Below are 22,287 nucleotides of genomic sequence, written 5' to 3'. Positions count from 1 at the left end.
TGAGAAAAGATTACCAGCCTTTCACTGCGCCGCCGTTAAAGATCTTGTTCGCCGCTTCGTAAACTTCATCGCTCTGGTAAGCCTGAACGAATTTCTTCACATTCTCAGCATCTTTATTGTCTTCACGCGCCACAATCAGGTTCACGTAAGGAGACTCTTTGCCTTCAACAAAGATACCGTCTTTCGCCGGGGTCAGGCCAATCTGGCTGGCGTAAGTGGTGTTGATGACGGCCAGCGCAATCTGTGCGTCGTCCAGCGAACGCGGCAGCTGTGGCGCTTCCAGTTCAACAATTTTCAGGTTTTTCGGGTTTTCGACGATATCCAGCGAGGTCGGCAGCAGGCCCACGCCGTCTTTCAGTTTGATCAGACCCACCTGCTGCAGCAGCAGCAGGGAACGGCCGAGGTTAGTCGGATCGTTCGGGACGGCGATCTGCGAGCCCGGCTGCAGTTCGTCCAGCGATTTGATTTTCTTCGAGTAACCCGCGATCGGATAGACGAAGGTGTTGCCAACGGAGACCAGCTTATAGCCACGGTCTTTAATCTGCTGGTCGAGATACGGTTTATGCTGGAAGGCGTTCACGTCGATATCGCCTTTGCTTAGCGCTTCGTTTGGCAGCACGTAATCGTTGAAGGTCACCAGCTCAACATCGAGACCATACTTCTCTTTTGCCACTTTCTGCGCAACTTCAGCGACCTGCTGTTCCGCCCCGACGATAACGCCGACTTTAATATGATTCGGATCTTTTTCATCCTGACCGCAACCCACCAGCGCCAGAGAACCGATTAACGCGCCAACTGCCGCAAAGGTTTTGAAATTAAAGGCCATGTTATTTCCTTCCTGTAAGAATGAGTGTTGTCTGCCAATAACGTTATTTATGAGTCACAGCCCGGACGATACGATCGCCAGAGAATTGAATTAAATAAACCAGAATAACCAGTAACACCAGTACGGTATTCATCACCGTTGCGTTGTAGCCGATATAACCGTACTGATAACCAATCTGCCCCAGACCACCGGCGCCCACCGCGCCGCCCATGGCGGAGTAGCCTACCAGGGTAATAAGAGTGATGGTGGCGGCGTTGACCAGCCCCGGCAGCGCTTCAGGCAGCAGAACCTTGCGGACGATCTGCAGCGGTGTGGCGCCCATCGCGCGGGAAGCTTCGATGAGCCCGGTCGGGATCTCCAGCAGGGCGTTCTCCACCATGCGGGCGATAAACGGCGCGGCGCCCACCGTCAGCGGAACGATTGCCGCCTGCAGGCCGATCGAGGTGCCGACGATTACGCGGGTAAACGGGATCATCCAGACCAGCAGGATAATGAACGGGATGGAACGGAAAATGTTCACCAGCGCCGACAGAGTACGGTACAGTTTGGCATTGGCGACGATTTGCCCCGGCCGGGTCACATACAGCAGCACGCCCACCGGCAGACCAAGGACAAAACCGAAGAAGCCGGAGACAAAGGTCATTGCCAGCGTTTCCCATACGCCGCGCAACAGCAGCCACATCATTGCCTCAGACATAACCCAATACCTCTACTTTTACATGATGTTCCTGCAGCCAGGCGATGGCCGCCTGAGTGTCTTCCTGTGTACCGTGCATTTCGGTGAGCATGATGCCGAACTTCACCCCGCCGGCATAATCCATCTGCGCGCTGATAATGTTGTTATTCACATTGAAGCGACGCGCGGTTTCAGAGAGCAGCGGCGCATCGACGGAGTGGCCGGTAAATTCCATACGCAGCATCGGCACGCTATCCGCTGCGGCGGTAGATTTCAGGCGCGCCTGGTAGTCATCCGGAATATCGAGGTGCAGCGTGGACTGAATAAACTGCTGGGCCAGCGGCGTCTTCGGATGGGAGAAGACTTCGCTCACCGTATCCTGCTCGATCAGTTGACCGTTGCTAATGACCGCCACGCAGTCGCAGATGCGTTTCACCACATCCATTTCGTGGGTGATCAGCAGAATGGTCAGTCCCAGACGCCGGTTAATGTCTTTCAGCAGTTCGAGAATGGAACGGGTGGTGGCCGGGTCGAGGGCGCTGGTGGCTTCATCGCACAGCAATACCTTCGGGTTGCTGGCCAGCGCGCGGGCAATAGCGACGCGCTGTTTCTGGCCACCGGAGAGATTAGCCGGGTAGCTGTCGTGCTTATCACCCAGGCCGACGAGATCCAGCAGCTCCGTCACACGACGTTTGATTTCTGCCTGCGGGGTGTTATCCAGTTCCAGGGGCAACGCGACGTTGCCGAAAACGGTCCGGGAGGCCAGCAGGTTAAAATGCTGGAAAATCATGCCAATCTGACGGCGCGCACGGGTTAGCTCTTTTTCCGACAGTGCAGTCAATTCCTGACCGTCAACCTGTACGCTGCCCTCGGTCGGGCGCTCCAGCAGGTTGACGCAGCGAATCAGCGTACTTTTACCGGCGCCGGAGGCACCGATGACGCCATAAATTTGTCCGGCAGGGACATGCAGGCTGACGTTATTCAGCGCCTGAATGCTGCGATTCCCCTGCTGGAACACTTTGGTGATATTGGAAAGTTTAATCATCAGTTATTTATTATCGTTTAGCCGTTTGCCGTGGCATTTTCTTCTGCCGTATCCAGGCGATGCCTGTCAATGAAATGGATGTTAAGGCATCCAGACGTCTAAATCAATCTGACTCTTTATAATGAGCACTTTCTTGCATGCTGAAACATGCGATACTAACGGCACTAGCCTTTTTCAGGAGCAAACCGGTGGCAAAGTCAGTACCCGCAATTTTTCTCGACCGTGACGGCACTATTAATGTCGATCATGGCTACGTCCACGAAATCGACAATTTTGAATTTATCGATGGCGTCATTGACGCGATGCGCGAACTAAAAGAGATGGGCTATGCGCTGGTGCTGGTCACTAACCAGTCCGGTATTGCTCGCGGTAAATTTACCGAAGCCCAGTTTGAAACGCTGACCGAGTGGATGGACTGGTCTCTGGCCGATCGTGGCGTCGACCTGGACGGTATCTACTATTGCCCGCATCACCCGCAGGGTGCGGTGGAAGAGTACCGTCAGACCTGTGATTGTCGTAAACCGCATCCGGGGATGCTGATCTCCGCCCGCGATTATCTGCATATCGATATGGCTTCTTCCTATATGGTAGGGGACAAACTGGAAGATATGCAGGCTGCTGCGGCGGCAGATGTCGGTACTAAAGTGCTGGTGCGTACCGGTAAGCCCCTGACTGAAGAAGCGGAAAAAGCGGCTGACTGGGTGCTAAATAGCCTGGCAGAGCTGCCTGCGGCGATTAAAAAGCAGCAAAAATAAGCGTTGCGTTTAAAAGATGAGCGGTTGAAATAAAATTGTATTTTTCCGCTTGTCATTCCCGGAGAGCTCCCTATAATGCGCCTCCATCGACACGGCGGATGTGAATCACTTCACACAAACAGCCGGTTCGGTTGAAGAGAAAAATCCTGAAATTCAGGGTTGACTCTGAAAGAGGAAAGCGTAATATACGCCACCTCGCGACAGAGCGCTAAAGCGCGTCGCAACTGCTCTTTAACAATTTATCAGACAATCTGTGTGGGCACTCAAAGTGACATGGATTCTTAACGTCCTCGGACGAAAAATGAATACCAAGTCTCTGAGTGAACATACGTAATTCATTACGAAGTTTAATTCACGAGCATCAAACTTAAATTGAAGAGTTTGATCATGGCTCAGATTGAACGCTGGCGGCAGGCCTAACACATGCAAGTCGAGCGGTAGCACAGAGAGCTTGCTCTCGGGTGACGAGCGGCGGACGGGTGAGTAATGTCTGGGAAACTGCCTGATGGAGGGGGATAACTACTGGAAACGGTAGCTAATACCGCATAACGTCGCAAGACCAAAGTGGGGGACCTTCGGGCCTCATGCCATCAGATGTGCCCAGATGGGATTAGCTGGTAGGTGGGGTAACGGCTCACCTAGGCGACGATCCCTAGCTGGTCTGAGAGGATGACCAGCCACACTGGAACTGAGACACGGTCCAGACTCCTACGGGAGGCAGCAGTGGGGAATATTGCACAATGGGCGCAAGCCTGATGCAGCCATGCCGCGTGTGTGAAGAAGGCCTTCGGGTTGTAAAGCACTTTCAGCGGGGAGGAAGGCGGTGAGGTTAATAACCTCATCGATTGACGTTACCCGCAGAAGAAGCACCGGCTAACTCCGTGCCAGCAGCCGCGGTAATACGGAGGGTGCAAGCGTTAATCGGAATTACTGGGCGTAAAGCGCACGCAGGCGGTCTGTCAAGTCGGATGTGAAATCCCCGGGCTCAACCTGGGAACTGCATTCGAAACTGGCAGGCTAGAGTCTTGTAGAGGGGGGTAGAATTCCAGGTGTAGCGGTGAAATGCGTAGAGATCTGGAGGAATACCGGTGGCGAAGGCGGCCCCCTGGACAAAGACTGACGCTCAGGTGCGAAAGCGTGGGGAGCAAACAGGATTAGATACCCTGGTAGTCCACGCTGTAAACGATGTCGATTTGGAGGTTGTGCCCTTGAGGCGTGGCTTCCGGAGCTAACGCGTTAAATCGACCGCCTGGGGAGTACGGCCGCAAGGTTAAAACTCAAATGAATTGACGGGGGCCCGCACAAGCGGTGGAGCATGTGGTTTAATTCGATGCAACGCGAAGAACCTTACCTGGTCTTGACATCCACAGAACTTTCCAGAGATGGATTGGTGCCTTCGGGAACTGTGAGACAGGTGCTGCATGGCTGTCGTCAGCTCGTGTTGTGAAATGTTGGGTTAAGTCCCGCAACGAGCGCAACCCTTATCCTTTGTTGCCAGCGGTTAGGCCGGGAACTCAAAGGAGACTGCCAGTGATAAACTGGAGGAAGGTGGGGATGACGTCAAGTCATCATGGCCCTTACGACCAGGGCTACACACGTGCTACAATGGCATATACAAAGAGAAGCGACCTCGCGAGAGCAAGCGGACCTCATAAAGTATGTCGTAGTCCGGATTGGAGTCTGCAACTCGACTCCATGAAGTCGGAATCGCTAGTAATCGTAGATCAGAATGCTACGGTGAATACGTTCCCGGGCCTTGTACACACCGCCCGTCACACCATGGGAGTGGGTTGCAAAAGAAGTAGGTAGCTTAACCTTCGGGAGGGCGCTTACCACTTTGTGATTCATGACTGGGGTGAAGTCGTAACAAGGTAACCGTAGGGGAACCTGCGGTTGGATCACCTCCTTACCTTAAAGAACCTGCCTTTGTAGTGCTCACACAGATTGTCTGATGAAAAACAGCAGTAAAAACCTCTACAGGCTTGTAGCTCAGGTGGTTAGAGCGCACCCCTGATAAGGGTGAGGTCGGTGGTTCAAGTCCACTCAGGCCTACCAAATTTGCGAAGCAAATTTGAAGAGGTTGCAAACGATGGGGCTATAGCTCAGCTGGGAGAGCGCCTGCTTTGCACGCAGGAGGTCTGCGGTTCGATCCCGCATAGCTCCACCATCTTTACTGCAAACACAAGAAAACTTCAGAGTGAACCTGAAAAGGTGCACTGCGAAGTTTTGCTCTTTAAAAATCTGGATCAAGCTGAAAATTGAAACGACACACAGTTAATGTGTGTTCGAGTCTCTCAAATTTTCGCAATCTGAAGACATCTTCGGGTTGTGAGGTTAAGCGACTAAGCGTACACGGTGGATGCCCTGGCAGTCAGAGGCGATGAAGGACGTGCTAATCTGCGAAAAGCGTCGGTAAGGTGATATGAACCGTTATAACCGGCGATGTCCGAATGGGGAAACCCAGTGTGATTCGTCACACTATCGTTAACTGAATACATAGGTTAACGAGGCGAACCGGGGGAACTGAAACATCTAAGTACCCCGAGGAAAAGAAATCAACCGAGATTCCCCCAGTAGCGGCGAGCGAACGGGGAGCAGCCCAGAGTCTGAATCAGCTTGTGTGTTAGTGGAACGGTCTGGAAAGTCCGACGGTACAGGGTGATAGTCCCGTACACCAAAATGCACAGGTTGTGAACTCGAAGAGTAGGGCGGGACACGTGGTATCCTGTCTGAATATGGGGGGACCATCCTCCAAGGCTAAATACTCCTGACTGACCGATAGTGAACCAGTACCGTGAGGGAAAGGCGAAAAGAACCCCGGCGAGGGGAGTGAAAAAGAACCTGAAACCGTGTACGTACAAGCAGTGGGAGCACCTTCGGGTGTGACTGCGTACCTTTTGTATAATGGGTCAGCGACTTATATTCTGTAGCAAGGTTAACCGTATAGGGGAGCCGCAGGGAAACCGAGTCTTAACTGGGCGTTAAGTTGCAGGGTATAGACCCGAAACCCGGTGATCTAGCCATGGGCAGGTTGAAGGTTGGGTAACACTAACTGGAGGACCGAACCGACTAATGTTGAAAAATTAGCGGATGACTTGTGGCTGGGGGTGAAAGGCCAATCAAACCGGGAGATAGCTGGTTCTCCCCGAAAGCTATTTAGGTAGCGCCTCGTGAACTCATCTTCGGGGGTAGAGCACTGTTTCGGCTAGGGGGTCATCCCGACTTACCAACCCGATGCAAACTACGAATACCGAAGAATGTTATCACGGGAGACACACGGCGGGTGCTAACGTCCGTCGTGAAGAGGGAAACAACCCAGACCGCCAGCTAAGGTCCCAAAGTCATGGTTAAGTGGGAAACGATGTGGGAAGGCACAGACAGCCAGGATGTTGGCTTAGAAGCAGCCATCATTTAAAGAAAGCGTAATAGCTCACTGGTCGAGTCGGCCTGCGCGGAAGATGTAACGGGGCTAAACCATGCACCGAAGCTGCGGCAGCGACACTATGTGTTGTTGGGTAGGGGAGCGTTCTGTAAGCCTGCGAAGGTGGCCTGTGAGGGTTGCTGGAGGTATCAGAAGTGCGAATGCTGACATAAGTAACGATAAAGCGGGTGAAAAGCCCGCTCGCCGGAAGACCAAGGGTTCCTGTCCAACGTTAATCGGGGCAGGGTGAGTCGACCCCTAAGGCGAGGCCGAAAGGCGTAGTCGATGGGAAACAGGTTAATATTCCTGTACTTGGTGTTACTGCGAAGGGGGGACGGAGAAGGCTATGTTAGCCGGGCGACGGTTGTCCCGGTTTAAGCATGTAGGCGGAGGTTCCAGGTAAATCCGGTACCTTTTAACGCTGAGGTGTGATGACGAGGCACTACGGTGCTGAAGTAACAAATGCCCTGCTTCCAGGAAAAGCCTCTAAGCATCAGGTAACATTAAATCGTACCCCAAACCGACACAGGTGGTCAGGTAGAGAATACCAAGGCGCTTGAGAGAACTCGGGTGAAGGAACTAGGCAAAATGGTGCCGTAACTTCGGGAGAAGGCACGCTGGTGTGTAGGTGAAGTCCCTGCGGACGGAGCTGAGACCAGTCGAAGATACCAGCTGGCTGCAACTGTTTATTAAAAACACAGCACTGTGCAAACACGAAAGTGGACGTATACGGTGTGACGCCTGCCCGGTGCCGGAAGGTTAATTGATGGGGTTATCCGTAAGGAGAAGCTCTTGATCGAAGCCCCGGTAAACGGCGGCCGTAACTATAACGGTCCTAAGGTAGCGAAATTCCTTGTCGGGTAAGTTCCGACCTGCACGAATGGCGTAATGATGGCCAGGCTGTCTCCACCCGAGACTCAGTGAAATTGAACTCGCTGTGAAGATGCAGTGTACCCGCGGCAAGACGGAAAGACCCCGTGAACCTTTACTATAGCTTGACACTGAACATTGAGCCTTGATGTGTAGGATAGGTGGGAGGCTTTGAAGCGTGGACGCCAGTCTGCGTGGAGCCAACCTTGAAATACCACCCTTTAATGTTTGATGTTCTAACGTAGGCCCCTGACCGGGGTTGCGGACAGTGTCTGGTGGGTAGTTTGACTGGGGCGGTCTCCTCCCAAAGAGTAACGGAGGAGCACGAAGGTTAGCTAATCCTGGTCGGACATCAGGAGGTTAGTGCAATGGCATAAGCTAGCTTGACTGCGAGCGTGACGGCGCGAGCAGGTGCGAAAGCAGGTCATAGTGATCCGGTGGTTCTGAATGGAAGGGCCATCGCTCAACGGATAAAAGGTACTCCGGGGATAACAGGCTGATACCGCCCAAGAGTTCATATCGACGGCGGTGTTTGGCACCTCGATGTCGGCTCATCACATCCTGGGGCTGAAGTAGGTCCCAAGGGTATGGCTGTTCGCCATTTAAAGTGGTACGCGAGCTGGGTTTAGAACGTCGTGAGACAGTTCGGTCCCTATCTGCCGTGGGCGCTGGAGAATTGAGGGGGGCTGCTCCTAGTACGAGAGGACCGGAGTGGACGCATCACTGGTGTTCGGGTTGTCATGCCAATGGCACTGCCCGGTAGCTAAATGCGGAAGAGATAAGTGCTGAAAGCATCTAAGCACGAAACTTGCCCCGAGATGAGTTCTCCCTGAGACTTTAAGTCTCCTGAAGGAACGTTGAAGACGACGACGTTGATAGGCCGGGTGTGTAAGCGCAGCGATGCGTTGAGCTAACCGGTACTAATGAACCGTGAGGCTTAACCTTACAACGCCGAAGCTGTTTTGGCGGATTTGAGAGAAGATTTTCAGCTCTGATTCAGAGTCCGAAGGATTTTGCGCTGAGACAAGGCGGCAAACGAGGCGATGGAAGGAGCATACATAAGTATGTGACTGACATTCGCGAGAGCAGCCAACGCAGTATGAGCGCAAAAGACACAGGACGAGCACAAAGAATTTGCCTGGCGGCACTAGCGCGGTGGTCCCACCTGACCCCATGCCGAACTCAGAAGTGAAACGCCGTAGCGCCGATGGTAGTGTGGGGTCTCCCCATGTGAGAGTAGGGAACTGCCAGGCATCAAATTGCAGTAAGCCGGGGTGACAACCGGTGGTAATAAAGCGAAGAAATTCGGTGGAGCGGTAGTTCAGTCGGTTAGAATACCTGCCTGTCACGCAGGGGGTCGCGGGTTCGAGTCCCGTCCGTTCCGCCACTTATTAAGAGCCCTGAGCATTTGCTCAGGGCTTTTTTGTTTGATCTGTTCTCTATTATTGCTAATTCAGCAAAAATCCTCTGCATTAATCGCTCTTTTTCTCCTCCACACCATCAGCCATAATTTCATCCGTTAACCGAAATGAAGAAATAACGAGGAAAATCATGGCAATCCCTGCATTTGGTCTTGGCACCTTCCGTCTGAAAGATGATGTTGTTATCGCATCCGTAAAAACCGCGCTGGAGCTGGGCTATCGTGCTATCGACACCGCGCAAATCTATGACAACGAAGCCGCGGTGGGTCAGGCCATCGCCGAAAGCGGCGTGCCGCGTGATGAGCTGTTCATCACGACCAAAATCTGGATCGAAAACCTGAGCAAAGACAAACTCATCGCCAGCCTGAAAGAGAGCCTGCAGAAGCTGCGCACTGACTATGTTGATCTCACGCTGATCCACTGGCCGTCACCGAACGATGCGGTAGCTGTTGAAGAGTTTATGGCAGCCCTGATGGAAGCGAAGAAGCTGGGGCTGACCCGTCAGATCGGTATCTCCAACTTCACTATTCCACTGATGGAGCGCGCGATTGCCGCCGTTGGCGCTGAGAATATCGCGACTAACCAGATTGAGCTCTCGCCGTATCTGCAAAACCGTAAAGTGGTCGATTGGGCGCGTGAGCACGGCATCCATATCACCTCTTACATGACGCTGGCCTACGGTAAGGCACTGAAAGATGAAGTGATTGCCCGCATCGCGGCGAAACATGGTGCGACCCCAGCGCAGGTTATCCTGGCATGGGCGATGGGCGAAGGCTATGCGGTTATCCCATCGTCCACCAAACGTGACAACCTGGCCAGCAACCTGAAAGCGCAGGATCTGCAGCTGGATGATGAAGATCGTAAAGCGATCGCCGCACTCGACTGCAACGATCGTCTGGTGAGTCCGGAAGGTCTGGCTCCACAGTGGGATTAATCTCCCGCTTTCGGCATGCCGTTCGCACTGCCGTCTGAGACGATATTACGACAGCTCCTTCGGGAGCTGTTTGACGTGCTCACTTAGAAAGTCAATAAATGCCCTGATGCGCGTGCTGACCGCCCGGTCGCTGTAGTACACCGCACTGAATGGCATCTCCACCGGCAAGCGTTTGTCGGCAAGTAACTCCACAAACTCCCCACGGCCAATCTCTTTATCCACCATATAATCCGACAAACAGGCTATGCCGTTACCGGTCAGACACAGTTGCTTGAGCGTTTCACCGCTATTGGAGGACACCGCCGATTCGATCTCTAACAGCTGACCATCGCAACAGGAGACCGGCCAGGTATTCAGCGATACCGGCTCGGTGAACCCGAGGCAGTGATGCTGTTTCAGATCGGACGGATGCTGCGGCATACCGTAGCGCGCGACATAGTCTGGTGAGGCGACGATCTTACGATAGCTGGTAAATAGCGGTCGGGCGCGCAGGCTGGAATCCGTTAAGGTCCCGGCCCGAATGGCCACATCCACTTTTCGTTCAATCAGGTTAATAAACGTCTCTGAAGAGACGAGCGACAGCGTCATTTCCGGGTAGCGCTCGCGAAATGGCTTCACCAGCGGCATGAGAAAATGCAGCATCACCGGCGTCGCGGCATCCACCCGCAGCAGGCCCCGCGGCGTTGTGCGCGTTTCCAGCAGGTCATTCTCTGCTGCCGCCATTTCCTGCAAGACCACCTGCATCCGGCGAAAATAGCGCTCGCCTTCCTCCGTCAGACTGAGCTGGCGGGTGGTCCGATTGAGCAGGCTTACGCCTAGCTTTGATTCCAGCTTCTTGACCGCCCGGCTGACGGCAGAGTTGGCCTGTCCGAGCTGCTCGGCCGCCCGGCTGAAACTTCCGCTTTCCACCACCGCCACAAAGATGGCGATCTCCTCTGATGTGGCTCTCATTATTGCACCTGTAGCAAAATTCTATTGATACTTTGATAGTTTTTGTTATTTATACAACCCTTCATACTACGTGTCATCTTAATCCTGATGCTACGGAGTAAATTATGCCACTGGCGCTATTTGCCTTAACTATCGGTGCCTTCGCAATTGGCACCACTGAATTTGTGATTGTCGGCCTGGTCCCGACTATCGCGCAACAACTCTCTATCTCTCTGCCTTCGGCGGGACTGCTGGTCTCTATCTACGCGCTGGGCGTGGCGATTGGCGCTCCGGTGCTAACGGCGTTAACGGGGCGTATGCCGCGTAAACAGCTGCTGCTGGCGTTGATGGTCCTGTTTACGGCGGGTAATGTGCTGGCCTGGCAGGCCCCGGGCTATGAAACGCTGATCCTGGCGCGATTGCTGACCGGTCTGGCACACGGCGTGTTCTTCTCTATTGGCTCGACAATCGCCACCAGCCTGGTGGCAAAAGAGAAAGCCGCCTCAGCTATCGCTATTATGTTCGGCGGCCTGACGGTCGCGCTGGTCACCGGGGTGCCGTTCGGGACTTTCATCGGTCAGCATTTTGGCTGGCGGGAAACGTTCCTCGCGGTATCGATTCTGGGCGTGATTGCGCTTATCAGCAGTCTGCTTCTGGTACCGAATAATATTCCGGGCCGCGCCAGCGCCAGCCTGCGCGATCAGATGAAAGTCTTAACTCATCCTCGCCTGCTGATGATCTACGCCATTACCGCGCTGGGCTATGGCGGCGTATTTACCGCCTTTACTTTTCTTGCTCCGATGATGCAGGAGCTGGCCGGTTTCAGTCCGTCTGCGGTTAGCTGGATCCTGTTGGGCTACGGTGTCTCGGTTGCTATTGGCAATGTGTGGGGAGGCAAACTGGCCGATAAGCATGGCGCCGTCTCCGCGCTGAAGTTTATCTTCGCCGCGCTGGTTGTGCTGCTGCTGGTCTTCCAGTTGACCGCCAGCATCCACTATGCTGCGCTGGCAACGGTGCTGGTAATGGGTATTTTCGCCTTCGGCAACGTGCCGGGTCTGCAGGTATACGTGGTGCAAAAAGCCGAACAGTATACGCCTGGCGCCGTCGACGTCGCTTCCGGCCTGAATATTGCCGCCTTCAATATTGGTATTGCGCTGGGGTCCATCGTCGGCGGGCAGACGGTTGAACGGTATGGTCTGGCGCAGACGCCGTGGATTGGTGCGGTGATTGTGCTGGTCGCCCTGCTGTTGGTGATGCTGAGCGGTCGTTTAGATAAATCGCCGCGCCGTTCGACAGCGGTTTCTCTCGAAGGCTAGGGTTTATCGCAAATTGCATTGAAAGTGGATGGGAAAATCCCTATAACAGAAGAACCAGTCGTTGTTGGGCTGGTTTCTGTTATTGAGGATTGATGCCCAAATTGCGAAAGAATACCTATGCCATGCGCTACGTCGCCGGACAACCTGCGGAGAGGATATTGCCTCCGGGGGCGTTTGCGGGCGTCAGTCCGGTTTATCCTGCCGGCACGCCGTTAAGCAGCGATGAAAAGATCCGCGTGCTGGTATGGAATATCTTCAAGCAGCAGCGCGCAGAGTGGCAGTCGGTCCTCAAAAATTTCGGCAAAGATGCGCATTTGGTCCTGTTGCAGGAGGCGCAAACCACCCCAGAACTGGTCAGGTTCGCGACTTCAAACTATCTGGCCGCCGATCAGGTGCCGGCGCTGGTATTGCCGCAGCATCCTTCCGGCGTGATGACGCTGGCCTCCGCTCACCCCATCTATTGCTGTCCGCTGCGCGAGCGCGAGCCTATTTTGCGATTGCCGAAATCGGCGTTAGTGACCGTTTATCCGCTGCCCGATGCGCGGCTGCTGATGGTGGTCAACATCCATGCGGTCAACTTTAGCCTTGGCGTCGATGTCTACAGCAAGCAGTTGCTGCCGATCGGCGATCAGATCGCCCATCACAGCGGGCCGGTGATCATGGCCGGGGACTTCAATGCCTGGAGCCGGCCGCGAATGAACGCGCTGTACCGCTTTGCGCGTGAGATGTCGTTACGCGAAGTTCGTTTCTCTGACGATCAGCGCCGCCGTGCGTTTGGTCGTCCGCTCGATTTTGTGTTCTATCGTGGGTTAAGCGTGCACGATGCTTCCGTGCTGGTGACCCGCGCCTCCGATCACAACCCGCTACTAGTCGAATTCAGTCCCGGCAAGCCTGATTAATTTAAGGTATGTCAGGCCTGCCATCGGGCAGGTCTGCGTTCAGCACGATGCTGCCCTAAATTACTCACACAACCGAAGGACAACACAATGACAACACGCTCTCACCATGACAACGTCGAAAAGCAGTTCGGCTCCCAGGCCAGCGCCTATTTGACCAGCGCCGTGCACGCCTCCGGGCGCGATCTGCAGCGGCTGGCGGAACGGCTTGCCGATTTCCCTCAGGCGAAAGTGCTGGATATGGGCTGCGGGGCAGGGCACGCCAGCTTTACCGCGGCGGGACAGGTTGCCGAGGTGACCGCCTATGATTTATCAAGCCAGATGCTGGAAGTGGTTACCGCGGCGGCAAAAGAGAAAGGCTTTAGCAATATCGTGACCCAGCAGGGGTACGCTGAAACGCTGCCGTTCGCTGATGCCAGCTTTGATGTGGTGATTAGCCGCTACTCCGCGCACCACTGGCATGATGTCGGCCAGGCGCTGCGTGAGGTGAAACGTGTTCTCAAGCCGGGCGGGGTGATGATCATAATGGACGTGATGTCGCCGGGTCATCCGGTACGTGATGTCTGGTTGCAGACCGTGGAAGCGCTGCGCGATACCTCGCACGTGCGTAATTATTCCAGCGGCGAGTGGCTGGCGCTGGCCAATGACGCAGGCCTGGTGATTAATCATTTATCGACCGATCGCCTGCCGCTGGAGTTCAGCTCATGGGTGGCGCGGATGCGCACCCCAGAGGCGCTGGTAGAAGCGATTCGCTTATATCAGCAGAGCGCTTCGGCGGAGGTCAAAGCCTACTTCGAATTACAGCAGGACGGGTCGTTTACCAGCGATACCATCCTGTTCGAAGCGCATAAAGCGGTTTAATACGGGCAACAAAAAAGGCACCGGGGGAAGTCGGTGCCTTTTTATCGAACCCTGACGTATCAGGACTCTGGTCGATCGCTGTTTTTCACAAACAGCGTTAGCTGATCGCCAGGCCGCAGATTGTCGGTATCGCTGTTCCAGCGCATCACGTCGCGAATATTAACACCGTGACGCTTGGCGATGCTCGACAGCGAATCACCTTTGCGAACACGATAGGTGATGCTATCGCTGTTGTTCGCCAGGCGCTGTGCGCTGCTACCTGCGCCGACAACCAGACTCTGCCCGACTTTTAACCCTGAACCGCGCAGATTGTTCCACTGCTGCAAATCCCGGGTCGTGACGCCGAGACGCGAAGCAATCCCGGAAATCGTGTCGCCAGAGCGTACCTTATAGCTACGGCTGGTCAGCGGCGTATTGTCCGCGAGCTGCGTTGGCTGCACGGCGGCAATGTCGCCAGAGGCCAGCGATTCACGCAGCTGAGCGGCGTGCTTCTGTGGCACCATGACGTACTTTGGCCCGCTAGCGCCCAGCGTTGACCCCTTTACGCCAGCGTTGAAGGTTTTCAGTTTGCTGACCGGCATTCCTGCCATGTCCGCGAGCTGAGAAATATCAACCGGGCTGTCGAGGCGAACGCGCGCCAGCGCACGGCTTTCATCGGCCGTAGGCAGCTTTACGCCGTAACGCTTGCTGTTTTTGAGAATGTCGCTCAACGCCAGCATTTTCGGTACGTAGATTTTCGTTTCATGCGGCAGAGACAGCGACCAGAAATCGGTGGGTTTACCACGCGAACGGTTCGCTTTTACTGCTTTCATGACCCGACCTTCGCCGCTGTTATAGGCTGCGACCGTTAATAACCAGTCGCCGTCGAACATTTTGTTCAGACGTTGCATCATGTCCAGCGCCGCGGTAGTAGATGCGACGACGTCACGACGCGCATCGTAACTGCGGGTCTGTTTTAAACCATAATTGCGCCCTGTGCTCGGAATGATCTGCCAAATGCCTGCGGCATTGGCGCCAGACGTCGCGTGTGGGTCAAAAGCGCTCTCCACTATGGGTAGTAATACCAGTTCCATTGGCATGTTACGTTTCTTAACCTGCCCGGCTATCCAGTACATATACGGCTCTGCCCGTAAAGTTACATCGTGGAGATAGCTCTTATTTCTTAAGTACTTCTGTTTCTGTTCGCGAATCCGGGGATTATCCGGTATTCCCATCTTTAGCTCGTCGCCTATGGAAGTCCACAGATCCTGGTCTTGCGCGTAGAAGGTTCCATCATCTAACCAGCGCGCTTGACTTGTGAACTTACCTGCTTCCCCTTGACCAGCCGCAGAAAGGCTCTGTGCTCGCTGTTCGACGGTGCCATCGTGCTTAGACGCCTGGCACCCCACCAGCAGGACAGAGGCGAGTAATATCGCTCGTGCCTTCATGTGTGTGTCAATAGTTGCTTAAAAGACGACCAAGGATAACGGCGAAGTTGGCCGATGACAAGAATTAAATATCAGAAGTCGTCTTTCTTTGACCTTAACCATGCAAATCGCGCCACAGAGTGTTGCAAATTTGTTTCTTGGTTAATTTTATCAATTAAATCAATATCATTTACGCGTAAAAATAAATTTATACGACGCTCATTTTTCAGAGTTACGGGTAGTGTTTTTTGTTTTTTTGCACGTAACTCATTAACTTTATGATAGTAATCGTTTATGTCCCTATCATCTGGCAGGATACTCAATGCAAACTTCATATTCGCTAACGTATATTCATGTGCGCAACATATGAGGGTTTCTTCAGGAAGGGCGTTAATTTTCATAAATGATTGATACATCTGCTCTGCAGTACCTTCGAAGAGCCTTCCGCAGCCGCCGGAGAACATTGTGTCGCCACAGAACAGATAAGGTTCGCTGTAGTAACAGATATGTCCTAATGTGTGACCTGGCGTAGAGAAAATGGAAAAATCGTGCCCGAGAATTGACAGCCGATCGCCATCGCCTACCACCTGAGTGACTCCCTTATCCTGGGTTTCCGCCGGCCCGTAAACCACTATAGAAGGGAATTTTTCACGTAATTGTTTTACGCCGCCGACGTGATCCTGATGGTGATGGGTTAGTAAAATGGCTTCGGGCTGCCATTGGTTTTCCTCAATGGCCGCCAGAACCGGCGCGGCTTCGCCTGGGTCAACGATGATGCAGCGGCCGTTATTCTCACTGAGAACCCAGATGTAGTTGTCCTGAAACGCGGGAATACTGATAAGATTCATAAATTACCTCTAAAGCGTAGCGGAAGGTGGCAATGAAGCCGGCAAGGATACCTCACACAGTGACAGCGCCTGAGCATTGGTCCAGTATGCCGTGGGGCGAATACTATCGCGAAACGCTGGAGCAGCAGATGAAACCGTGGCTGGCTAAATTATATGGCTTTCATCTGCTTAAGATTGGCAATCTGAGCGCGGAAATCAATACTGAAGCTTGCGCCATCTCGCACCAGGTCAATGTCTCGCTGGCAGGAAATCCGATGCAGGTTCGGGCCGATCCGCTGCATTTACCCTTTGCCGAAAAGTCCGTCGACGCCTGCCTGCTGGCGCACACCCTGCCGTGGTGTAGCGATCCGCATCGTCTGCTGCGGGAAGCCGACCGTGTACTGATCGATGATGGCTGGATGATCCTGACCGGGTTTAATCCGGTCAGCCTGATGGGGTTGCGTAAGCTGGTGCCGCTCCTGCGCAACGGTACGCCTTATAATAGCCGTATGTTTACGCTGATGCGCCAGCTGGACTGGCTGTCGCTACTCAACTTTGAAGTGCTGCACTATGGGCGTTATCAGGTTTTACCCTGGTCGCGCCACGGCGGCAAACTGCTGAGCACCCATCTGCCAGCGCTGGGCTGTTTGCAATTGATTGTCGCCCGCAAACGGACCATTCCGCTGACGCTCAATCCGATGAAATCCGGTAAAGCGAAAACCCAGCTGCGGCCGGCAGTCGGCGCCACCCGGCAGTGGCGCAAGGGGCAGAATTAGCTCTCCGGTTGGTAACCGATGTCGTCCTGAGTGGGATGGGAGGCCGCCGCGCGGGCCAGCTCGTCGCAGCGTTCGTTTTCTGGATGGCCGGCGTGGCCCTTCACCCACTCCCATTTGATCTTATGCTGGCCAAGCGCAGCATCCAGCCGCTGCCAGAGGTCGACATTCTTTACCGGTTTTTTCTCTGCCGTTTTCCAGCCGCGCTTTTTCCAGTTGTGGATCCACTGGGTGATCCCCTGGCGGACATACTGGCTGTCGGTGCTGAGTACCACCTCACAATGCTCTTTTAACGCCTCGAGAGCGACGATTGCCGCCATCAGTTCCATGCGGTTATTGGTGGTCAGACGGTAGCCGGCGCTAAAGGTTTTTTCGTGCTGGCGGTAGCGCATGATGGCGCCGTAACCGCCGGGTCCTGGATTTCCCAGGCAAGAGCCGTCGGTGAAAATTTCTACCTGTTTGAGCATCTCTGGTAGACTTCCTGTAATTGAAATCGATTTGTAAACGATAAGTCTGACATAAATGACCGCTATGAGCACTGCAATTACGCGCCAGATTGTTCTCGATACCGAAACCACCGGTATGAACCAGATCGGGGCGCACTACGAAGGACACAAGATCATTGAGATTGGCGCGGTGGAGGTGATCAACCGCCGCCTGACCGGTAACAATTTCCATGTCTATCTGAAGCCCGATCGGCTGGTGGATCCTGAAGCATTCGGCGTGCACGGGATCGCCGATGAGTTCCTGCTGGACAAACCCACCTTTGCCGATGTGGCTGATGAGTTTATGGATTACATCCGCGGCGCGGAGCTGGTGATCCATAACGCCTCGTTCGATATCGGCTTTATGGACTATGAGTTCGGGAAGCTGAACCGCGGCATCGGGAAAACCGAGACCTTTTGTAAAATCACCGACAGCCTGGCGCTGGCGCGGAAAATGTTCCCCGGCAAGCGCAACAGCCTGGATGCGTTATGTTCGCGCTACGAAATAGATAACAGCAAGCGTACGCTGCACGGGGCATTACTCGATGCCCAGATCCTTGCCGATGTCTATTTGATGATGACCGGCGGCCAGACTTCGATGGCGTTCTCTATGGAAGGCGAAAGCCAGCAGCAGGCGGGAGAGATGGGCATTCAGCGCGTCGTCCGCGCCGCCAGCCAGTTACGGGTAGTTTATGCCTCTGATGAAGAACTGGTGAACCATGAATCCCGCCTCGATCTGGTACAAAAGAAAGGCGGAAGCTGCCTGTGGCGTGCCTGATAACCACTAAAATGGATTAAAAGTAGGCGGTTGGGCGATTTTTGCAGCAAACGATTCAAAACGGTAGAAAAAGCGTTGACGGGGTAGAGGGGAATCCGTAATATTCGCCTCGTTCCCAACGGAACAACAACGCGGAGCGGTAGTTCAGTCGGTTAGAATACCTGCCTGTCACGCAGGGGGTCGCGGGTTCGAGTCCCGTCCGTTCCGCCACTATTCAGAAAGCCTGAATCAGCAATGATTCAGGCTTTCGTCGTTTTCGTCGCCGAATTTCAGCGCGCCTCTTGTTCCTCCTGCATACACTGCATGAATACCCGCATCGCCGGACTGATTGCTTTCCCGGCGTGATGGGCGCAGAGCGCATGGATCGTCAGCGGCGTCTCGCTGAACGGCAGCTCGACCAGCGTCCCGCGTTTGAGTTCCTCCTCTACCGCAAAGCGCGGCAGAAAACTCACCCCTAGATTGCCCGCCACGCACTGCTTGATGCTTTCAATACTCCACAGTTCGATGGTGTTCTCCATGGTAATGCCGCGCTGGCGCAGGGTACTTTCAAAAATCTGCCGGAACACGCACTGGGGTTCGTTGATGATAAAACTCAATGGGATATGCTGCCGCGGGCGCAGGAAGTCGACCGGCGCCTGATCGACTGACGCGACCAGCGCCAGCGGCTGCGGGCCAAGTTCCATCATGGTGAGCGCATCATCGTTGCCAACCCGGTAAAACACCCCCAGGTCGACTTCGTCAGCGAGCAGCGCATCACGGATGCTGTAGCAATTGAGCGACTGTAGTGACAGGCGGACCTTCGGGGCGCGTTGCTTAAAACGCTGCAGCACCGGCGGCATTTTGTACGCCAGCAGGGTTTCACCAGTGGCGACGCGAAGTTCGCCGCCGGGTTCATCGTCCTGGCGCGCCGCCTGGCGAATCGACGCCATCACTTTGGTCAGATCGTAGACGTGCGGCAGGACATTCTTACCCGCGGCGGTGAGACACATCCGCCGGCCAATTTTCTCAAACAGCGGGATAGCAAGCTCCTGCTCAAGCTGCTGGATATGAAAGGTTACGGTGGACTGGGTGCAGCACAGTTTCTGCGAGGCGCGCAGAAAGGATCCTTCTTCGACAACCGTTTTGAAAGTGATAAAGCGTCGCAGATCCATATTTCCTCTTTATATCGACATTCTCGAATTCAGAATGAAAAAACATTCATTTTTTTAAATTATCAGCTTCGGGTACTGTCTGCCAGTCAAGAGGAGAAAACACGTGACACCTACCCTGATTAGCGCCTTTTTAACTTACACCCTGATCACCGCCCTGACGCCCGGGCCGAATAATATTCTGGCGCTGAGCAGCGTCACCGCGCACGGCTTTCGACGGAGCATGCGGGTTCTGGCCGGCATGAGCCTGGGGTTTGTGATCATCATGCTGATTTGTGCCGGGCTGACGTTCACTCTCGTTACCCTGGATGAGGGGATAACCTCCCTGCTACGCTGGGTCGGCGCAGGGTATATCCTGTGGCTGGCCTGGCACATTGCCCGCAGCGACCCGGCCAGCGGTGGGCAGGAGGAGCGGCCTGTCAGCTTCTGGGCCAGCCTGGGGCTGCAGTTTGTGAATGTAAAAATTATCCTGTACGGCATCACGGCCCTGTCGACCTTTGTTCTGCCAGTGACTCGCGAGCCATTCTGGCTGGTGATGATAAGCCTGTTGCTATCAGTAATAGGCGTTGCCGGCAATCTTTGCTGGGCGCTGGCCGGTCAGCTGTTTCAGCCGGTGTTCGAACGCCATGGAAGAGGGTTAAATCTGCTGCTGGCGCTGCTGCTGGTCTGGTGCGCGGTACGAATGTTTATGGAATGAATTAAGGGAGCGTAACGCTCCCTTGAGGTTATTTATCCTGCGGCAGGGCGGGTTGACCTTCATTTACCCAGGTCATGAAGATCCGATAACCGATGGCCAGCAGGGTGGCGCCGAGAAACATACCGAGAATGCCGTTAGAGGCCATTCCGCCGAGGGCGCCCAGCAGCACTACCGGCATTGGTGCGTCGACTCCGCGCCCCAGCAGCAGAGGTTTGAGGACGTTATCGGCCATGCCGGCGACGATCAGCAGGATGGTGTAGAAGATATCCATGCCGGTACTGTGGGTGCCGAGACTCCACATTAGCGCAATGGCCGGGGCCGTCACCAGGATCACCGGCACCTGGGCAATGCCGAGGAGCAGGGCCAGAATAAAGAAGATCCCGACGGCGGGAATGCTGGCCATCAGCATGATCACGCCGACCAGCAGCGCCTGGATCAATGCCACCCCGATGACGCCCTGGGCGACCGCGCGGATGGTGCTGGTGCACAGGCGGGTGAGGGTCACGCCTTTATTTTCATCGGTAATACGGATGGCAATACGCTGGGCGCTGATGGCGCCCGCTGCGCCCCAGGCCATCATAATTCCCGAGACGATAAACGAAATAATAAAGCCAATCAGCCCGCCGCCCATGCTGGCCAAAATACTGAGAAACTGTTTGGCAATGTCGCCGATTTGCGAGCGGTAATTACTGAGCAGTCCCGGGAGATCGACGGAAGCTCTCATCCACAGGGCGCTAAGCCGTTCGCCAATGATCGGTAACGCGGCAATGCGCGAGGAGGGCGGGGGAATGGTAAAGCTCTGGCTGCCCATCTTGTCTATCATGGCGCTGGCGCTTTCCGCCAGCGAGGTGATCATCAGCACCGTGGGGATGACGATCAGTAAAATACCTAACAACACCAGCACCACTGACGCCAGTCCCTGTTTGCCCGCTAACAATCCGGCAAAATATTGATGTAAGGGATAGAGCGCCACGGCGAGGATCAGCGCCCAGAGCATCATATTGATAAAGGGAGAAAAGACGGTAAAACAGAATGAGGCCAGCGCCAGAATAAGCCCAAACCGAATAAACATATCGAGAAAGCGGGTGACCAGCCGTTTTTCAATCAACAGCAGATTATTATTATCCATTTTCTTTTACGCTCACATAATATTCTTACGCCAACGCTCAGCGTTGTTTAACAAAACACGCCAGCAACAGAAAATTCATGATTTACAACGCAGAAGTGAGTTGAAGGTGATCTCCGCCCATTTGGTTGTGGGGGCTTTTAATGAGTGTAGAACAGAAATGAATGGCGCCCGGCAAATATTCTGCGGTGCGCTGGCGGGCGAAATCCCGCTTTCTTTACCTGCTGAATGAGGAAGAAAGCGGAGGGAGATTAACCGAGGGTAAAAGGATCGGCATCGCGCCAGGCGGGAAATTTTTCGCGATATTCCTGGAGGGCAGCCAGCGACAATTCGGCATCAAGACGGGTGGCCTGATGCGGATCGGCAGTGGCGACAATCTCCCCCTGGGGACTGATAATCCGGCTATCGCCGCGGTAATGATGGCCGTTACCGTCAGTACCGACCCGGTTACAGCCGGCGACATAGGCCTGGTTCTCGATAGCGCGGGCGACCAGCAGCGACTGCCAGTGCAGGGAGCGCGGCGCCGGCCAGTTGGCAACATACAGCGCCAAATCATAGTCGTTCAGATTACGCGACCATACCGGAAAGCGCAGGTCGTAACAGACCAGCGGCAGGATACGCCATCCGCGCCATTCAAAGACCACGCGTCGGTCACCAGCCTCATAATGATGGTGTTCATCGGCCATACGGAACAGGTGCCGTTTATCATAATGGTGCACCGTACCGTCGGGCTCGACCAGCAGGAAGCGGTTAACAGCGCCGTGTTCGGTTTGCAGCGCTGCGCTGCCGGCAATCAGCGCCTGGGTTTGCGCGGCCCGGGCATGCATCCACTCCACCACGTCGGCTTCGGGTAAAGACTGTTTTGCCGCTTCCATGGCAAAGCCGGTGGTGAACATCTCCGGTAAAACAATGACATCGCGCCCAATAATCCCTTCCAGTTGGCGATCAAAATGGCGCAGGTTGGCAGGGCCGTCCATCCAGACCAGCGGTTGTTGCAACAGCGTAATTTTCAGGCCAGGCACAATGGTCAACTCCATTCTCATGAGGGGGTTAGGTTAACTGTAACACCATATCAGCCTCGCGGCGGTCAGCGGAA

18 protein-coding genes, 4 tRNA genes and 3 rRNA genes are annotated in these 22,287 nt (G+C 54.5%); 15 read left to right on the top strand and 10 right to left on the bottom strand.

The features are described 5' to 3' along the window. Positions 1 to 10: 10 nt before the first annotated feature. From metQ to metN, 3 genes are read right to left on the bottom strand one after another with little or no spacing between them, the layout of a single operon-like run. On the bottom strand, positions 11 to 826 hold the full coding sequence (metQ, locus tag DTA24_RS23070; protein WP_008807336.1) for a methionine ABC transporter substrate-binding lipoprotein MetQ: 816 nt from the start codon (positions 824 to 826) through the stop codon (positions 11 to 13). 43 nt (positions 827 to 869) lie between these two features. Continuing rightward, positions 870 to 1,523 carry a methionine ABC transporter permease MetI gene (locus DTA24_RS23065; protein ID WP_004204478.1) on the bottom strand — a complete coding sequence of 218 codons (654 nt, stop codon included), beginning with the start codon at positions 1,521 to 1,523 and terminating at the stop codon, positions 870 to 872. Beyond that, on the bottom strand, positions 1,516 to 2,547 hold the full coding sequence (gene metN, locus DTA24_RS23060) for a methionine ABC transporter ATP-binding protein MetN (RefSeq protein WP_012968897.1): 1,032 nt from the start codon (positions 2,545 to 2,547) through the stop codon (positions 1,516 to 1,518). Before metN ends, DTA24_RS23065 begins: the two co-directional genes overlap by 8 nt. A 188-nt stretch (positions 2,548 to 2,735) precedes the next feature. Between metN and gmhB the strand changes: the two genes are divergently transcribed. From gmhB to dkgB, 8 genes are all read left to right on the top strand, one after another. After that, the gene (gene gmhB, locus DTA24_RS23055; protein ID WP_008807333.1) at positions 2,736 to 3,302 is read left to right on the top strand and encodes a D-glycero-beta-D-manno-heptose 1,7-bisphosphate 7-phosphatase; all 567 of its coding nucleotides are present in this window, start codon (positions 2,736 to 2,738) and stop codon (positions 3,300 to 3,302) included. A 369-nt stretch (positions 3,303 to 3,671) separates the two neighbouring features. After that, a 16S ribosomal RNA gene (locus DTA24_RS23050) occupies positions 3,672 to 5,211 on the top strand. Between the two features lie 69 nt (positions 5,212 to 5,280). Continuing rightward, a tRNA-Ile gene (locus DTA24_RS23045) sits at positions 5,281 to 5,357 on the top strand. A gap of 36 nt (positions 5,358 to 5,393) precedes the next feature. Further along, a tRNA-Ala gene (locus tag DTA24_RS23040) sits at positions 5,394 to 5,469 on the top strand. Positions 5,470 to 5,634: 165 nt separating this feature from the next. Beyond that, positions 5,635 to 8,538 (top strand): 23S ribosomal RNA (locus DTA24_RS23035). 192 nt (positions 8,539 to 8,730) lie between these two features. Then, positions 8,731 to 8,846, top strand: a 5S ribosomal RNA gene (gene rrf / locus DTA24_RS23030). The 16S, 23S and 5S rRNA genes sit together here with 3 tRNA genes alongside, the layout of an rRNA operon. A 57-nt stretch (positions 8,847 to 8,903) precedes the next feature. Next, a tRNA-Asp gene (locus DTA24_RS23025) sits at positions 8,904 to 8,980 on the top strand. 164 nt (positions 8,981 to 9,144) lie between these two features. Continuing rightward, positions 9,145 to 9,948 (top strand): 2,5-didehydrogluconate reductase DkgB, encoded by an 804-nt coding sequence (gene dkgB, locus DTA24_RS23020; protein WP_012542802.1) that lies wholly within the window; start codon positions 9,145 to 9,147, stop codon positions 9,946 to 9,948. Positions 9,949 to 9,993: 45 nt separating this feature from the next. Here the strand turns inward: dkgB and yafC are convergent, their stop codons facing one another. After that, on the bottom strand, positions 9,994 to 10,899 hold the full coding sequence (gene yafC, locus DTA24_RS23015) for a DNA-binding transcriptional regulator YafC (RefSeq protein WP_012968896.1): 906 nt from the start codon (positions 10,897 to 10,899) through the stop codon (positions 9,994 to 9,996). Positions 10,900 to 11,003: 104 nt separating this feature from the next. On the opposite strand from yafC, the gene DTA24_RS23010 reads away from it, so the two are divergent. The 3 genes from DTA24_RS23010 to DTA24_RS23000 all read left to right on the top strand — a co-directional run bounded on the left by DTA24_RS23010 (position 11,004) and on the right by DTA24_RS23000 (position 13,951). Continuing rightward, positions 11,004 to 12,194, top strand: a complete 1,191-nt coding sequence (locus DTA24_RS23010; RefSeq protein WP_008805250.1) for an MFS transporter — start codon at positions 11,004 to 11,006, stop codon at positions 12,192 to 12,194. Between the two features lie 101 nt (positions 12,195 to 12,295). Next, positions 12,296 to 13,093, top strand: coding sequence for an endonuclease/exonuclease/phosphatase family protein (locus tag DTA24_RS23005; RefSeq protein ID WP_002889629.1), 798 nt, complete (start codon positions 12,296 to 12,298; stop codon positions 13,091 to 13,093). A gap of 87 nt (positions 13,094 to 13,180) precedes the next feature. Continuing rightward, a complete protein-coding gene (locus DTA24_RS23000) occupies positions 13,181 to 13,951 on the top strand; it encodes a class I SAM-dependent methyltransferase (protein WP_008805251.1) in 771 nt (256 codons plus the stop codon). Positions 13,952 to 14,010: 59 nt separating this feature from the next. On the opposite strand, the gene mltD is transcribed toward DTA24_RS23000, so the two are convergent. Together mltD and gloB are read right to left on the bottom strand one after the other, a co-directional pair. Further along, entirely contained in the window at positions 14,011 to 15,378 is a 1,368-nt protein-coding gene (gene mltD, locus DTA24_RS22995; protein WP_008805252.1) for a murein transglycosylase D, read from the bottom strand. A gap of 71 nt (positions 15,379 to 15,449) precedes the next feature. Further along, on the bottom strand, positions 15,450 to 16,205 hold the full coding sequence (gene gloB, locus DTA24_RS22990; protein WP_008805253.1) for a hydroxyacylglutathione hydrolase: 756 nt from the start codon (positions 16,203 to 16,205) through the stop codon (positions 15,450 to 15,452). A 32-nt stretch (positions 16,206 to 16,237) separates the two neighbouring features. Here gloB and DTA24_RS22985 point away from each other — a divergent pair, with 32 nt between their 5' ends. Then, positions 16,238 to 16,960 (top strand): class I SAM-dependent methyltransferase, encoded by a 723-nt coding sequence (locus tag DTA24_RS22985; protein ID WP_012968892.1) that lies wholly within the window; start codon positions 16,238 to 16,240, stop codon positions 16,958 to 16,960. On the opposite strand, the gene rnhA is transcribed toward DTA24_RS22985, so the two are convergent. Further along, positions 16,957 to 17,424: a ribonuclease HI gene (gene rnhA / locus DTA24_RS22980; RefSeq protein ID WP_004204620.1), complete on the bottom strand. Its 468-nt coding sequence runs from the start codon at positions 17,422 to 17,424 to the stop codon at positions 16,957 to 16,959. The genes DTA24_RS22985 and rnhA overlap by 4 nt on opposite strands. A gap of 64 nt (positions 17,425 to 17,488) precedes the next feature. Between rnhA and dnaQ the strand changes: the two genes are divergently transcribed. Beyond that, on the top strand, positions 17,489 to 18,220 hold the full coding sequence (dnaQ, locus tag DTA24_RS22975; protein ID WP_004204621.1) for a DNA polymerase III subunit epsilon: 732 nt from the start codon (positions 17,489 to 17,491) through the stop codon (positions 18,218 to 18,220). A 133-nt stretch (positions 18,221 to 18,353) separates the two neighbouring features. Beyond that, a tRNA-Asp gene (locus DTA24_RS22970) sits at positions 18,354 to 18,430 on the top strand. A gap of 59 nt (positions 18,431 to 18,489) precedes the next feature. Here the strand turns inward: DTA24_RS22970 and DTA24_RS22965 are convergent. Beyond that, the gene (locus DTA24_RS22965) at positions 18,490 to 19,371 is read right to left on the bottom strand and encodes a LysR family transcriptional regulator (RefSeq protein ID WP_012968890.1); all 882 of its coding nucleotides are present in this window, start codon (positions 19,369 to 19,371) and stop codon (positions 18,490 to 18,492) included. Between the two features lie 103 nt (positions 19,372 to 19,474). On the opposite strand from DTA24_RS22965, the gene eamB reads away from it, so the two are divergent. After that, on the top strand, positions 19,475 to 20,065 hold the full coding sequence (gene eamB, locus DTA24_RS22960; RefSeq protein WP_012968889.1) for a cysteine/O-acetylserine transporter: 591 nt from the start codon (positions 19,475 to 19,477) through the stop codon (positions 20,063 to 20,065). Positions 20,066 to 20,093: 28 nt separating this feature from the next. On the opposite strand, the gene DTA24_RS22955 is transcribed toward eamB, so the two are convergent. Together DTA24_RS22955 and DTA24_RS22950 are read right to left on the bottom strand one after the other, a co-directional pair. After that, positions 20,094 to 21,194 carry an AI-2E family transporter gene (locus tag DTA24_RS22955; protein WP_032734849.1) on the bottom strand — a complete coding sequence of 367 codons (1,101 nt, stop codon included), beginning with the start codon at positions 21,192 to 21,194 and terminating at the stop codon, positions 20,094 to 20,096. A 248-nt stretch (positions 21,195 to 21,442) separates the two neighbouring features. Further along, entirely contained in the window at positions 21,443 to 22,213 is a 771-nt protein-coding gene (locus tag DTA24_RS22950; protein ID WP_016160335.1) for an amidohydrolase, read from the bottom strand. Positions 22,214 to 22,287: the final 74 nt, after the last annotated feature.

The sequence above is a fragment of the Klebsiella sp. P1CD1 genome, from assembly GCF_003790505.1.
GTDB lineage: Bacteria > Pseudomonadota > Gammaproteobacteria > Enterobacterales > Enterobacteriaceae > Klebsiella > Klebsiella variicola.
Note: the sequence above shows the minus strand (reverse complement) of the source record. Positions and strands in the feature narration are given on the sequence as shown.